Source organism: Secundilactobacillus yichangensis, assembly GCF_016861565.1.
Lineage (GTDB): Bacteria > Bacillota > Bacilli > Lactobacillales > Lactobacillaceae > Secundilactobacillus > Secundilactobacillus yichangensis.
Genome location: NZ_BOLK01000004.1, coordinates 117,879 through 131,971, shown reverse-complemented (window position 1 = coordinate 131,971; position 14,093 = coordinate 117,879). Strand labels below are relative to the sequence as shown.

The following is a 14,093-nucleotide window of genomic DNA, read 5'->3' as shown; positions in this document are numbered from 1 at the left end:
TCCCCTCCTTACTTCTGTGCGGGATCTTCACCAATGATACGCACTTCGGTTTCCAGCTGAACACCGGCCTTTGTCAGAACGGTGTCTTCAACGTGCTTGATCACTGCCAAATAATCTGACGCGGTGGCGTGATCCACGTTAACAATAAACCCGGCGTGCTTGGTGGAAACTTGTGCACCGCCAGACTGATACCCCTGAAGGCCCGCGTCATGAATCAACTTGCCGGCAAAATACCCCGTGGGACGTTTAAAGACGCTGCCGCATGACGGCAATTCCAGCGGCTGTTTAGACGCTCTTCGCGCGTTTAAATCATCCATTTTAGCCTGGATCTTAGTCGGGGCACCCGGCCGTAATTTAAAGGTCGCCGTGATCACAATGTCGCCTTCATCCTGCACCCGGCTATGACGATAGCCAAAATCTAGATCATCGCGCTGAATTGTCTTCAGCTTGGCATCGGGAGTCAATACAGTTACCGAATCGGCAACCATGCTGATCTCGCCGCCGTATGCCCCGGCGTTCATAAAGATGGCCCCGCCGACACTGCCCGGAATTCCAGCCGCAAATTCCAGTCCAGTTAGGCTGTGACGTTGAGCAACCTTAGTAACTTCAATCAGCGACGCACCGGCTTCGGCCACAATCTGATTATCTTTGGTCTCAACGTGATCCATACCCGTTAAGATCATAACCAAGCCACGAATACCGCCATCTTTTACGATTAAATTACTGGCGTTACCGATGACAGTAATAGGTAAGTTTTGTTGATTAGCATAGATCACCAATTCTTGAACTTCAGTTAAATCTGCTGGGAAAGCTAGAAAATCAGCCTTACCGCCCGTCTTAGTATTCGTATAGTTTGATAGTGGTTCGTTTTGCATCAGCTTTACTCTGGGAAAAGCTGCGATGATGTCTGCCGTCATGATTAAGTTCCTTTCACTGCTCAAATATTTCGTAAGATTATATATTAATATCATACCATGCGAACTCCCGCAAACAAAAGGTCAGCCATACAAGTACTTCATTTATTATTAAAATACCTTAACAGCCTGAATCACTGAAAAATGATAAACTAGGAGTGACCTATTTTATCAAGAAGGGATGTTTTCTGCCTTGAAATTTATCAGTTGGAACGTCAACGGTCTAAGGGCCGCTGTTAAACATGATTTTATGACCACTTTTAACGATTTAGATGCCGATTTTTTCTGCGTTCAAGAAACCAAAATGCAACCGGATCAGCTGACTTTGGATCTACCAGGATATCACCAGTACTTTAACTCTGCTGACCGGAAGGGTTATTCAGGTACGGCAGTCTTCACAAAACATGATCCAATCAATGTCACTTATGACATTGGAACCGATGAATTCGATCATGAAGGCCGGGTCATTACTTTGGAATACACCGACTTTTACTTAGTCACCTGCTATACGCCCAATTCGGGAACCGGCCTAAAACGCCTCGATTTTCGAATGGGCTGGGAAGATGCCTTTCAAGATTACATCGATCAATTAAACGCCAAGAAACCAGTGATCCTTTGTGGTGACCTAAATGTTGCCCATGAAGAAATTGATATTAAGAATCCCAAAACGAATCACAAAAACGCCGGCTTTACTGATCAGGAACGGGAAGCATTCACCCGTTTTCTCTCCCGTGGCTACACCGATACGTTCCGTTATTTCTACCCTGACGTCACGGAACGTTATTCCTGGTGGAGTTACCGATTCAGCGCCCGTGACCGGAATGCCGGTTGGCGAATCGACTACTTCGTTACCAGTAATGCACTGCAGCCCAAACTAGAATCAGCGGATATTAAAGATAAAATCTTTGGTTCCGATCACTGTCCAATTTCCTTGACAACCACCGGCCTTCACGTATAATTTGTATGACTTGAAAGGAGTGGCCGATTTGAACTTTGTTGCAATGGACTTCGAAACTGCTAACGGTAAACGCTATTCTGCTTGTTCTTTAGCACTGACGATTGTTCGTAATAATCAGGTGGCTGATGAGTTCTATACACTGATCAAACCTGACACCGATTTTTTTTGGCGTAACGTCCAGATTCATGGTATTCATGAATCAGATGTTGCCGACGCACCTGATTTCCCAACCGTTTGGCCGCATATTCAGTCCTTATTTACTCCAGAGCAGCTGGTGATTGCTCACAACGCTCAATTTGATAATGGTGTACTGCGGCAAACCCTTAATCATTACGGAATGACATCGCCAGCCTACTTAACGCTGGATACAGTGAAGACGAGCCGGCAGTTTCTGCCAATGCTGGAAAATCATAAACTTAATACCGTTGCAGACGCGCTGGGAATCTCTCTGGAGCACCATCACAACGCCTTGGACGACAGCTTAGCCTGTGCCAATATTTTACTTACTGAAACAAAAACTTTTGGTCAAGAAGCCATCAAACCATTTATAAAAATGGCCTAATACCCAACAATATAAATAAGCCTAATTTACCGAAGACTGGTAAATTAGGCTTATTTATATTTAGTTATTTTACCGCTAGCTGCATTTCGTAAGCCTCAACGACTTCCCCTACCGATGTTATCACTTGGAAGGTACGTGTCGTTTGAAAGCCAATATCTTGATAGAGCTTTATTGCGCGTTGATTCCGTTTTTGAACGGTCAGCATAATGACGTCATAGCGACTGCTTAAAGCAGCCCAATCAAGCCCGCTTAACATCAGTTCACGGCCTATCCCTTCACGCCAGTATGCTTTACGTACTGCAACCCCAATTTCACCAACCTGCTCATCAGACGTTGGCAGTGCCGTAACTAAGCCAACCACTTCGCCATCCAAAATTGCCAATAACAGCAATTGCTGATTCGACTTGCTGATCAATTGAATTTGTTTGCCTTCAGCAGCAGGATCAACTTCATCGCTGGTATCTTCAAAAGTCGTTGATTCTGTTTTCAGACGCTTCAATAGGTTTAAAACGGCTGGTGCATCTGTCGCAACCGCTTTACGAATCACTAATTCCGGCTCATTTGCCATCTCACTGCACCCGTATTTGATTGACCATCTCTTCAAAGCGCTGACCGTGGGATTCGAAAATCAACTCACGCTGATTTTCACCCTCATCATCTAATCGTTTAAAAGCAATTCTTAGATAATGACTGGGGAGTTCATCAGCAACAAACTTTGACCATTCCACAACGCTGACACCGTCGCCATTGAAATATTCATCTAGCCCTAATTCATCACCGCTGCCATCTTCCAAACGGTAAACATCCATGTGATACAGCGGAATGCGGCCGTCCTGATACTCCCGAATAATAGTAAAGGTGGGACTCTTTACGTTACGTTGAATGCCTAATCCTGCTGCTAACCCCTTCGTAAAGGTGGTTTTACCAGCACCTAAGTCACCATCCAATAGAATAATATCCTTTGGTGCCAGCAACGGGGCAATCTTTTGGCCGATTGCCATCGTTTCCTCTGGTGTCGAAACTTTAACTTTAACTGTCATAATAACCCCTTAAATCAAAAGGAGCTGGGGCAACGATGCTGCCAACAGCTCCAAAATTTTGTTAACACTCAAATTCATTTTAAATCGATTGAGCTGCTGTGACGATTGAAACCTTATAAACGTCTTCTTCATTGCAACCACGTGATAAGTCAGATACTGGTGCGTTCATGCCTTGTACCAGCGGACCAATAGCTTCATAGCCGCCTAACCGCTGGGCAATCTTGTAACTGATATTGCCGGCTTCAAGTTCTGGGAAGACGAAAACGTTGGCGTGACCCGCCACTTTTGAGCCTGGTGCTTTGCTGGCAGCAACTTCTGGGACAACCGCTGCGTCAAATTGGAGTTCACCATCAATTGGAACATCTGGTGCCTGTTCTTGAGCTAGCTTAGTTGCTTCTTGAACCTTAGTAACTTGATCGCCCTTTGCTGAGCCCTTCGTTGAGAAGCTGAGCATGGCAACCTTTGGATCAATGTCGAACTTTTTAGCTGATTCGGCACTTTCAACAGCCACCTCGGCCATTCCGGCAGCATCCAAATCAATATTGATAGCACAGTCAGCGAATAATAAGCGTTCTTCACCCTTCAGCAGGACAAAGTAACCACTAATTCGCTTAACACCTGGCTTAGTCTTGATAATCTGCAATGCCGGACGAATAGTATCACCAGTTGGGTGAATAGCACCGGAAACCATGCCATCAGCTTCGCCCAGGTAAACCATCATCGTACCCCAGTAGTTCGGATCTTCAAGCATCTTTGCGGCTTGTTCTGGAGTGTTCTTGCCCTTACGGCGTTCGACCAAAGCATCCAGCATCTTCTTTTTTTCATCAGCGGGTGCTTTGGCAGGATCTGCCAGCTTAACGCCGGTCAAATCAACTCCCTTTTCATTGGCAATTGCTTTGATCTTATCGATGTCGCCCAGCAGAACTGGCTGCAGCAATTTCTCCGAAGCCAATCGGCTGGCTGCGCCAATAATACGAGTGTCTTCACCTTCAGGTAGGACAATCGTCTTATTTAAGCCACTAATTTTTTGTTTTAAACTCTCGAAAAGTTCCACAATACAGACCTCCAGATTTTGAAATTCCGACCAGTCAATTCTCCTTTGACGCCTCATGCTGTGGTGTTGGTTCCTCAGCAGTAACGTGCTCAGGCAACTGCCAGTCAATGGGTGTTTCTCCAAGTGACTCCAGTGCGATGTTGGTTTTGGAAAACGGTTTAGAACCAAAGAAACCCCGGTTAGCAGACAACGGGCTCGGGTGAGCTGACTGAATCACAATGTTAGACTTCGTATCAATCAGACTGATCTTACTTTGAGCCGCCCTGCCCCATAAGATGAAAACTACGGGGGTAGGTCTCTCTGATAACTTATGAATAGCAGCATCCGTTAACTGTTCCCAGCCCTTTCCCTTGTGAGAAAAAGCTTGACCGTTACGGACAGTCAGAACTGAGTTCAGCAACAGCACACCCTGCTTTGCCCACTTTTCAAGGTAACCATGATTAACCGGCTTAACACCTAAATCAGACTCCAGCTCCTTATAAATATTTCTTAGGCTTGGCGGAATTTGAACTCCTGGCAAGACCGAAAAGCTTAAGCCATGAGCTTGATGCGGCTCATGATAAGGATCCTGCCCTAAAATAACGACCTTAACCTTTGAAAATGGCGTCCACTGAAACGCTTCAAAGATATGGAACATATCAGGATGGATATTTTGTGTCTGATACTCATGAACAAGAAAAGCGCGTAAGTTTTGGTAGTATGCTTTCTTAAACTCCGGCTCCAAAACCGGCCACCAATCATTATGAATAAACGGTTTCATTCCCAACACCTCAAGGTTCATTCTATCATAGATTTTCACGAATTATTAGTAATAACAACGAAAAGTCACTGGAACGGGCCCCGTGACCTGCAGTTATGATGGTAGGAATTGAAGCGGGTCAGTTCACGAGCTGTAAAAGGTTTCAAAATGACGGCTGATTAAGCGCTATTTAACCGTTATCCATGTTAAAATGAGTATTAAATAACGCAGCAATCAATTAAAATTTTCGTCAAAAATGAATGGAGGGCTTCCATGCGCGCACTGTATATTCGACAGGACAGTTTGGCTGCTAAGGGGGCCAGTGTTGTCCGTGACGCCGATCGACGTTCCATTTACCTCCTAGTCGGTAAATGGGGCCGTCATCAAGACGCACTTTCGCTTTACCAAATAAGCGGTGACCTACTGGCTGAGCTTCGCCAAACTTCATTAGGCTTGCTTCCCCGCTTTGATATTTATTATCAGGGTGAAAAGGTGGGTGCCATCTCTAAGCGACTGGGCTTCTTCAACGAAATGATCTATATTAGCAACTTACATTGGATCATCGTCGGCAACTTTGTCACTGGCAACTATAAAATTTACCATGGGACAACAACCATTATGAACTCTCGTAGCGATGGCGATCTCCGGGAAATGCAGATCATTTCTCAGAACTTGGAACCCATCTGTATCTGTATTGCGGCAACGTTAGACCATTGGGCTAGCGGCCATAGTCAATTGAAGAACCCTGCACAGGCCTGGCACGCATCACTAAAACGGCAACTTGGTTTACGTGGCAGTCGTGCTTGGCACTACGCCAATCAACAGGTTTGGCACCGAATGATGCACTGATGACGACTAATATTAATCACCTAAAGAAAGTTAAGAATGATGGATAGTCTCTGGTACTGCAACGTTGATATCAATAAAATGACTACACTTTTCATTTCCAGCCGTCCGGGATGAACCTGCTATGGCGACCGATCCAAGCCGAAAATCGCGTCTCTCAAAACGTCGGTGGTGTAAAACGGAAAGGCACCAGTTAACACCACTTCCACAGCAGGTTCATCACGAACAGCCTACAGCTATATCAAAACTTTATCAATAATCTGCAACTTTTAACCTTCAGTTAATCACACTAAAGATCTATGGCTAACCTTCATTTCAGAGTTAACCGTAGATCTTTTTTAAGGTCTGAAAACGGGGAGTAAGTCAAAAAACGAACTATATCATTAGTAATCAGCATAATAGTTAATAAAAATCTTGTTTTTCTCTTAAATTTCACGTTAAATTGCGTTACACTATTGCTGATAAGAGAACAATACGACTATTGGGGAGGCTCATTATGCACTGGCTCGCAGATTTATTGGCAGCAATAGGTGTGGTATTAAACGGAATTCCGCAAGGTATCATGGCAATGTCACTGGGATTTGCCGTTTTTCCGACCACGTTTTCATTTGTTTTTGCATCTGGCGTTAACGGACTGTTTGGCTCCGTAGCCCCGATTTCATTTCAGGCTGAATCCCTCGCACTAACGGGAAATTTAGGTAAAAATATTCGGGAACGGACTTCAATTATTTTTGGTGGCTCACTGATTATGATTGTCATCGGGGTGACCGGATCTCTGACGCGCATCGTGTCTTTCTTGGGTAATCACATCATGGCCGCGATGATGGCTGGCGTCGGTATTATGCTGGCAAAAATTGCCATCCAAATGACTAAAACCGAAAAGCGGACCGGCTGGATATCCATTGCAGTTGCAACGCTCATTTATTTGATTACCAAAGATCTGGTATGGACGATCGTATTGTCAGTTATTTTATCAAGTTGTTACGCCACCTTAGTTGAACACTATCGTGCAGCATTACCGGACTACGTCACCGCCCGTAAATTTCACTTTTTAAAACCCACCTTTAGCTGGCGGGTTCTCCGTGGCGCACTTAGCCTAGCCTGCCTGAACATTGGGGCCAATATCTCTTATGGCCTGATTACGGGACAAATGACGGGCTTAAAGCCCAATCCGGTTAACTTGAATTTGCTAACTAGTACGCAAGCCTTAGCTGACATGGGCACTAGTCTACTCGGTGGTGCGCCCGTTGAAACGATTATTTCCGCAACGGCTAGTGCCCCGGAACCTGTCATTGCGGGTGTCTTGATGATGCTGATCATGGCCGTGATTCTCTTTGCGGGCTGGTTGCCTAAAATTGGAAAATATGTGCCAAGTGCTTCGATTGCCGGTTTTCTATTCATTTTAGGTGCAGTTATCACGTTCCCAGAGAATGCTACATCTGCCCTGAGTGGCACCAATAACTTGATTCCAGCGGTCACACTTGTTGTCACAGCCGTCTTTGATCCGTTTGCTGGATTATTGACTGGCGGTGTGTTGAAATTTGTTTTGCCATTGATTGGCTTAGGAGTGTAAAAAATGACTAAAACCTATCAGTTAAAACTAGGACCATTGACTCGAAATCTGCCATTAATCAAAATCAGCCCAGACGTCACTATTGCCTCATTTGTGCTATTAGGGGACGCTGAAATGACCCACTATGCAGCTAAAAAACTGTCGAAATTGATAGCGGATGTGCCATTTGACTATCTGATTACCATGGAAAGCAAAGGGATTCCGTTAACTCAAGCATTAAGTTGGCTGACGAATCACGACCGCTATATCGTCTTACGGAAATCAGTCAAAGACTATATGCAACACCCCATCAGTGAACCAGTTAACGCCATTACCACCAACGCTGATCAAGAACTAGTGCTTGATGGTGCTGACGCTGAACTAATTAAAGGCAAACGGGTCGTCATCGTCGACGATGTTATTAGTACCGGTGGTTCCGTCTTTACTGCTAAAGCGTTAGTTGAAAAGGCCGGTGGTACTGTCGTTTCGCAATTAGCAATATTAGCAGAGGGCGATGCTGCTGCACGGGATGATATTCATTATTTAGGAAAATTACCGCTATTTTAAGCAAAAGTGGGAAAAAACGTTTAACACCCAAAACCTAAGCACGATTGGGGCTGGGAAGAAACTCAACTTCAGGTAATAGAATAACGGGTACCGTAAATAAAAGCAGGAGTGAAATTCTTGAAAATCCAAGAACTTCACTCCTGCTTTTATTAAGAGGCTAGTTTTCCCAATCCTCTTATTTGTGACTTCAACTGAGTACGGTCAGACTCTGATTGTCCTAATAATGTTTCATCACTCGGGCAATTTGACGGCTTTGTTCCCGTCGCTTAATGGTTTCACGTTTATCGTACTCGTGTTTCCCTTTAGCAACACCAAGCAAAACTTTGGCCACGCCGTTTTTAATGTAGATCCGTAAGGGAACAATGGTAATCCCCTTATCCTGCGTCTCACCTTGCAACTTATTGATTTCTTTCTTGTGCAGAAGCAACTTACGGTTACGCAGCGGATCATGGTTAAACCGGTTTCCCTGGGTATACTCGCTGATATGAATATTCATCAGCCAAGCTTCCCCATTACGAATCTGAGCAAAACCATCAGTCAAATTAACGCGTTTAGCTCGAATTGATTTAATTTCGGTCCCAGTTAAGACAAGACCAGCTTCATAGGTATTGAGGATCGCATAATCATGCCGAGCTTTTTTATTTTGCGCCATGACATTTTTGTCAGTTGGTGTTTTTTTCTTTGCCAACAGTCCTCACCTCACTTTTAAATATTAACGACTGGGTTTGTGGTTCTGACGGTTACCAGATTGTGTCTGGCTTCGTGTATGATGGACGTTATTATTTCGTCCGCCATTCCGATTACCGCCTTGATTATTACGATTACGGTTGCCATTACCACCATTTTGAGAACGATGATGGTCATTTGGCCGGCCGTTTCGACGGTTACCACCATAGTTATTTGAATGGTGTTCCCGCTTTGGCAATAAATCAGAGGTTGGTGCAGCTGAAGGGTCAACCAACGCAAAGTCGATTTGACTTTGTTCCTTATCAACGTTAACAACCTTAACTCTGACTGCTTGTCCGATCCGGTATGTCCGGTGGGTCTTACGCCCAACTAATGCCAAATACTTTTCAACGTATTCGTAGTAGTCATCGGTTAATCGGCTAATGTGAATTAAGCCTTCAACCGTGTTAGGTAATTCAATAAACATCCCAAATTTCATGACGGAACTGACGGTTGCGTCGAATTCTTCGCCAAGATGATCGGCCATGTATTCGGCCTTCTTCATCGAATCAGTATCCCGTTCTGCATCAACCGCACGACGTTCCATTTCTGATGAATGAGTCCCAATTTCTTCCAGTAAATCGGCATAGCGTTCCTTACTATTATCGTTTACGCCATTCTCCTCATAGAAGTGAATTAAACGGTGAACCATGGTATCTGGGTAACGACGAATTGGTGACGTAAAGTGGGTATAGTACTTCGCAGCCAGACCAAAATGACCAAGTGACTGATCGGTATACCGCGCCTGTTTAAGGCTTCTCAACATCATGACAGAAACAACGGCTTCTTCCGGTTTACCCGCAACGGATTTCAAGACGTTCTGGAGCATCTTTGGCCGTAAGTGATCTGGATCACCCTTAACGTTGATGCCAAAGGCCGTCAAAAATTCGAAGAAACTCTTTACCCGTTCGCCATCTGGGGTTTCATGGACCCGGTAAATGAACGGTGCTTTAGCTTTATTATAGTGTTCTGCAACGGTTTCGTTGGCAGCCAGCATAAATGATTCAATCATCTTTTCGGCCAAACCACGAACTCGAAGCTTAATGTCGATTGCGTGGCCAGTCTCGTCCACGATGATTTCTGCTTCGTGATCATCGAAATCAATGGCACCGCGGCGCTTGCGTTGCTTGTACAAAATTTTATGCAGTTCACCCATGTCTTCAAACATTGGCACTAAGCGAGCATAACGTTCACGGGTAGCATCGTCATGGGATTCCAAAATCTTATTAACATCGGTATAAGTCATTCGAGCCGTTGACTTCATCACGCTAGGATGAATCCGGTGATTAACCACGTTACCTTCAGGATCAATTTCCATTTCACAGCTCATACATAACCGCAAAACGCCCTCATTAAGAGAACAGATCCCGTTTGATAGACGACGAGGCAGCATTGGAATTACCCGGTCAGTCAAGTAGACACTGGTCCCACGTTTGTAAGCTTCCTGGTCCAGCAAAGAACCTTCCTTAACGTAGTGGGAAACATCGGCAATATGCACACCCAGATGATAGTTACCATTATCCATCTTCCAGACAGTAACAGCGTCATCTAAGTCCTTTGATGATTCACCATCGATCGTCACTAAGTCCTGATCGGTAATGTCTTCACGACCGGCAATTTCGGCTTCGGTAACGTGATCCGGAATGGCATCAGCTTCTTGCAAAACATCTTCAGGGAATTCAGCCGGAATATCATGTGCGTACACGATCTGCAGGATATCAATACCGGGATCATCCACACTACCAATGACTTTCTTAGCGATACCAACCATTGCTAATGGGTGATCAGCGTTAGGGTATTCGGTAATTTCAGCAGTGACGACTTCGCCAGGAGTTGGCTTTAAACCAGTGTCCACGACGTAAAACTTATAACGGGACAACTTCTTATCGGTCAGACGAACCTGACCATAGTAACCCATATCATCGTCAGTTTGCATGAAGGCCCCAACTACGTGAGTGTAATGGTGCACGTCAATCCCGGTCACCTTACCCTCTGGTCCACGATCAGAATGAGGATCAGCAGCACGGACAATTTCCATGTCCACTTCATCGCCGTTTAACGCCAGCATGGTGTTGTCCGGTGCAATGTAAGCATCCGGTAATTCGTCATCGTAAGCAACGAACCCAAAGCCCTTGTCATTAGCGTGAAAAACCCCGTTAAGGGTCCGTTCTTTTTCGTTTAATTGAAACTCGCCTTCGTTAGTGACAACGGCGATTTGTTCACGCTCTAACCGGGCAAACTCTTGAACGATCAGTTTAAAAGCGGCTGATCCATGATAGCCAAGGGCATTGGAAACATCTTCCACCCGAAATCGTTTAGTTGGATTTGCGCGAAGTAAATCCGTAATTTGTTGCTTTAAATTATTATCTTCCACGATCTATTCCTCATTAATTTTAAATTTTTGATTTGCTGTATTTAGTTAAAAATCTGTTTTAAGTATACTGCTAAGTCTTGTTCTAGTTGATGATGCGCCTGATTGACCGTGATCACGTGACCTGCATCCTGATAAAAATGAAAGCTGACCTGACTATTGGTTAATGCATCTTTTAAGGCGTACACTTTGCGCGCGTCAATCAGCTCATCTTGTCCGCCCTGGGCAATAAAGGTCGCCTGCCGAACTCGATCAAGGTCGTTAGCCACAACCCCCGCGAATTGATTGATTTGCGCCAACTGTGCTGGTAAGTGAGCAGCCAGCCAGTCTAAAAGCTGCTGTTCCTCTTCCCCATCAACCTTCATGTATTTATAAGTTGCCTTGGCCAGCTGAATAAATTCTGGGGTCAAATTATTTTCCCGTGACGTGAAGATCGGCGAACTAAATGATCCGCCACCCAGTAAACTGGGATCTTTTTCTAACGCCCGCATAGCGAAAATACCACCCAATGACAGGCCAAAAATGCCAATTTGCTGATACTGCTTATCCCTCAGAAATTGTATCGCTCGCTGTGTATCTTCCCACCAAGCCTCTGGGGAACCCTTAGTCAATATGTCTGCAGGTTCGCCCGTACCATGACCGGTAAACATCGGTCCAAGTATCGTATACCCCTGTCTTTGAAGGTAGCGCCCCAGCATTCGCACATCATTTGAATTACTAGCGTAGGCGTGTAAAAGAATAACCGCCTGCGGGCCACCTTCAAAAAAGAAGGGCTTGGGTAACTGAATCATCATTTATTCACCTCCGGTCAGTGGTGGTAAAAGTCAAAAATCCTCCTGTGGTCATCACAGGAGGATCTATTGCTAGTGTGAAGATAGATAGGCTAATGCTAACGCCAGCGCAAAGAAAATAACTCCCAAAACTACAGTTGCTTTTTGCATGAATGCTTCAAAGCCCCGAGCTTTCTGATGGGAAAATAAATCTGTACCGCCGCCACTTAGGGCAGACATTGCATCATCCTGCTTAGCGGGCTGCATTAACACAGCAATTATAATAAGTACACTATCGATCATCAATAATGTTAACAGTAAATTGTACAAGAAATTGCCTCCTATTGCTACTTTTCCTCCGACAATACCTCTATACAATTTATCATAAAAATAGATAGATTACTACCCTATGGCTCAAATTGTAGTCGTTAGTAATGTCTGCATCAGTTATTCACCGGTTAATCGTTTCATTTTTTGGCGAATATGCGACAGCTTTTTTTGCGGCACGTTTAGTAGCAGCGTATCACCTAAGCGAATCACAGTATCCCCGTGCGGCACTATGACCCTTTCGCCGCGTTTAATTTCAACCAATAACGTGCCATCGGGCCAATTGACGTCACGAATCTGTTTACCATCCATAATGGCGTTCTCAAACACTGGAAATTCCAACTGTGTTACTGGCACTGATTGCCCATGATGCGCCTTCTTCAACGATTTTTCAAGCATTGCAGCGTATACAGGCGTCCCACCTAAAACATCTACTGTCAGATACGCAATTAACGAAACAACCGCTAATGGCATAAGATGATGTAACGTTCCCACCATTTCGGTAATCAGTAAAATAGAAGTAAACGGGGCCTTGCTGATTCCCGCAAAATACCCAGCCATTGCAGTTATGGTGAAAATTGGAACGAGACTGGTACTTGCCAAATGAAAGGCCACCAAAAGTTGTCCAAACAACGCGCCTAATACAGCACCCAATGTCAAAATTGGTAAAAAGATTCCGCCGGGTAACCCTGTTCCATAGGCCATCATTGAATAAATAAAGCGAACCGCAAAAACGATTAAGAGAACCATTATTCCCGGTGCCTGACCACCAATAGAAATAATCAGCTGATTACCGCCACCCAAAATTTGGGGGAGAAATAAGCCAACTGGTATCAACAAAATAAAAGCAATCAAACTATTATATTCATCTGGCAGCAATTTAAATTTATGGTACCAAGAACCGACTCGCAAGACAACGATTTGGTATAGCCGGCCAAAAAGTCCCAGTAATAAGCCCAGCAAAATCAGCCAGCCATACTGTCCTAATGGCAAAACATGCACATAATCAATATGTAAAACGGGGGTTAAACCAAAAAAGAACGTGGAGACAAAATCAGCAGCAATCGCGCTGGCCAGAGCCGTAATCCAGACCATCGTCGAGAAGTTATGATAAACTTCCTCCAAAATAAATAATGAGCTGGCAATAGGGGCATTAAACGCTGCGGAAAGGCCCGCAGAAGCACCACTGGCAATTAAAATCCGCCGCTTATTCCCCGATATTTTTCGACTGGCAGCAAATCCCTGTCCGACAGTTGCACCTAACTGAATTGAAGGCCCTTCACGACCAAGAAACAGGCCACTGCCGATAGCCAAGACGCCACCCGCGAACTTTTTCCACAGTACTGGCCACCACTTGTACTCAACTTCTCCCATTAATTGACCTTCAACTTGGGGAATACCAGACCCCTTAATTTCGGGCGTCTCCTTGATCCAGTGACCAATAAGCAACGTCAGTAAAATACTGACTGCCACCCAAATCACTAGTAACCAAGGATTATGATTTGCTTGCCGAAAGAACCACTGCACTAGCTGTAATCCATGACTGATCAACAAGCGGAAGACACTCACGATCACTCCAGCAATCAAGCCAATTAAAATTCCTTGTGCTACCGCATTGATTCGCGAAAAATCAATTTTTTTAGGCTTCGTATCGTTCATTAATATGC

At 44.7% G+C, this 14,093-nt stretch carries 15 protein-coding genes; 5 read left to right on the top strand and 10 right to left on the bottom strand.

Annotated elements, in window-relative coordinates; genetic code table 11:
- Positions 1–8: 8 nt before the first annotated feature.
- Positions 9–917 carry a UDP-N-acetylmuramate dehydrogenase gene (murB, locus tag JUE95_RS05105; RefSeq protein ID WP_203649683.1) on the bottom strand — a complete coding sequence of 303 codons (909 nt, stop codon included), beginning with the start codon at positions 915–917 and terminating at the stop codon, positions 9–11.
- Between the two features lie 190 nt (positions 918–1,107).
- On the opposite strand from murB, the gene JUE95_RS05100 reads away from it, so the two are divergent.
- Both JUE95_RS05100 and JUE95_RS05095 read left to right on the top strand, forming a co-directional pair.
- A complete protein-coding gene (locus JUE95_RS05100) occupies positions 1,108–1,872 on the top strand; it encodes an exodeoxyribonuclease III (RefSeq protein ID WP_203649681.1) in 765 nt (254 codons plus the stop codon).
- A gap of 28 nt (positions 1,873–1,900) precedes the next feature.
- On the top strand, positions 1,901–2,434 hold the full coding sequence (locus JUE95_RS05095) for a 3'-5' exonuclease (RefSeq protein WP_235995204.1): 534 nt from the start codon (positions 1,901–1,903) through the stop codon (positions 2,432–2,434).
- A 64-nt stretch (positions 2,435–2,498) separates the two neighbouring features.
- Here the strand turns inward: JUE95_RS05095 and JUE95_RS05090 are convergent, their stop codons facing one another.
- From JUE95_RS05090 to JUE95_RS05075, 4 genes are all read right to left on the bottom strand, one after another.
- Entirely contained in the window at positions 2,499–3,002 is a 504-nt protein-coding gene (locus JUE95_RS05090) for a GNAT family N-acetyltransferase (RefSeq protein WP_203649680.1), read from the bottom strand.
- 1 nt (position 3,003) lies between these two features.
- Positions 3,004–3,474, bottom strand: coding sequence for a tRNA (adenosine(37)-N6)-threonylcarbamoyltransferase complex ATPase subunit type 1 TsaE (gene tsaE, locus JUE95_RS05085; protein ID WP_203649678.1), 471 nt, complete (start codon positions 3,472–3,474; stop codon positions 3,004–3,006).
- 79 nt (positions 3,475–3,553) lie between these two features.
- Positions 3,554–4,528 (bottom strand): phosphate acetyltransferase, encoded by a 975-nt coding sequence (pta, locus tag JUE95_RS05080; RefSeq protein WP_203649676.1) that lies wholly within the window; start codon positions 4,526–4,528, stop codon positions 3,554–3,556.
- Positions 4,529–4,562: 34 nt separating this feature from the next.
- Complete coding sequence (locus JUE95_RS05075; protein ID WP_203649675.1) at positions 4,563–5,288, bottom strand: uracil-DNA glycosylase; 726 nt, start codon at positions 5,286–5,288, stop codon at positions 4,563–4,565.
- Between the two features lie 252 nt (positions 5,289–5,540).
- Between JUE95_RS05075 and JUE95_RS05070 the strand changes: the two genes are divergently transcribed.
- From JUE95_RS05070 to JUE95_RS05060, 3 genes are all read left to right on the top strand, one after another.
- On the top strand, positions 5,541–6,116 hold the full coding sequence (locus JUE95_RS05070; protein WP_203649673.1) for an LURP-one-related/scramblase family protein: 576 nt from the start codon (positions 5,541–5,543) through the stop codon (positions 6,114–6,116).
- A 493-nt stretch (positions 6,117–6,609) separates the two neighbouring features.
- Positions 6,610–7,686, top strand: coding sequence for an NCS2 family permease (locus JUE95_RS05065; RefSeq protein WP_203649671.1), 1,077 nt, complete (start codon positions 6,610–6,612; stop codon positions 7,684–7,686).
- A 3-nt stretch (positions 7,687–7,689) separates the two neighbouring features.
- On the top strand, positions 7,690–8,232 hold the full coding sequence (locus JUE95_RS05060) for a phosphoribosyltransferase family protein (RefSeq protein WP_203649670.1): 543 nt from the start codon (positions 7,690–7,692) through the stop codon (positions 8,230–8,232).
- A gap of 217 nt (positions 8,233–8,449) precedes the next feature.
- On the opposite strand, the gene smpB is transcribed toward JUE95_RS05060, so the two are convergent.
- The 5 genes from smpB to JUE95_RS05035 form a co-directional block, all read right to left on the bottom strand.
- Positions 8,450–8,920 (bottom strand): SsrA-binding protein SmpB, encoded by a 471-nt coding sequence (gene smpB / locus JUE95_RS05055; protein WP_203649669.1) that lies wholly within the window; start codon positions 8,918–8,920, stop codon positions 8,450–8,452.
- 24 nt (positions 8,921–8,944) lie between these two features.
- Positions 8,945–11,332: a ribonuclease R gene (gene rnr, locus JUE95_RS05050; RefSeq protein ID WP_203649668.1), complete on the bottom strand. Its 2,388-nt coding sequence runs from the start codon at positions 11,330–11,332 to the stop codon at positions 8,945–8,947.
- 41 nt (positions 11,333–11,373) lie between these two features.
- Positions 11,374–12,123 carry an alpha/beta hydrolase gene (locus JUE95_RS05045; protein WP_203649667.1) on the bottom strand — a complete coding sequence of 250 codons (750 nt, stop codon included), beginning with the start codon at positions 12,121–12,123 and terminating at the stop codon, positions 11,374–11,376.
- A 69-nt stretch (positions 12,124–12,192) separates the two neighbouring features.
- Positions 12,193–12,429 (bottom strand): preprotein translocase subunit SecG, encoded by a 237-nt coding sequence (secG, locus tag JUE95_RS05040; RefSeq protein ID WP_089088157.1) that lies wholly within the window; start codon positions 12,427–12,429, stop codon positions 12,193–12,195.
- 117 nt (positions 12,430–12,546) lie between these two features.
- The gene (locus JUE95_RS05035; protein ID WP_203649666.1) at positions 12,547–14,085 is read right to left on the bottom strand and encodes a ClC family H(+)/Cl(-) exchange transporter; all 1,539 of its coding nucleotides are present in this window, start codon (positions 14,083–14,085) and stop codon (positions 12,547–12,549) included.
- Positions 14,086–14,093 lie beyond the last annotated feature (8 nt).

Coding starts and splice junctions, on each gene's coding strand:
- JUE95_RS05070 (WP_203649673.1), top strand. CDS start 5,541: ATGCGCGCACTGTATATTCGACAGGACAGTTTGGCTGCTAAGGGGGCC.
- tsaE (WP_203649678.1), bottom strand. CDS start 3,474: ATGACAGTTAAAGTTAAAGTTTCGACACCAGAGGAAACGATGGCAATC.
- JUE95_RS05060 (WP_203649670.1), top strand. CDS start 7,690: ATGACTAAAACCTATCAGTTAAAACTAGGACCATTGACTCGAAATCTG.
- JUE95_RS05075 (WP_203649675.1), bottom strand. CDS start 5,288: ATGAAACCGTTTATTCATAATGATTGGTGGCCGGTTTTGGAGCCGGAG.
- murB (WP_203649683.1), bottom strand. CDS start 917: ATGACGGCAGACATCATCGCAGCTTTTCCCAGAGTAAAGCTGATGCAA.
- JUE95_RS05090 (WP_203649680.1), bottom strand. CDS start 3,002: ATGGCAAATGAGCCGGAATTAGTGATTCGTAAAGCGGTTGCGACAGAT.
- JUE95_RS05045 (WP_203649667.1), bottom strand. CDS start 12,123: ATGATGATTCAGTTACCCAAGCCCTTCTTTTTTGAAGGTGGCCCGCAG.
- JUE95_RS05035 (WP_203649666.1), bottom strand. CDS start 14,085: ATGAACGATACGAAGCCTAAAAAAATTGATTTTTCGCGAATCAATGCG.
- JUE95_RS05065 (WP_203649671.1), top strand. CDS start 6,610: ATGCACTGGCTCGCAGATTTATTGGCAGCAATAGGTGTGGTATTAAAC.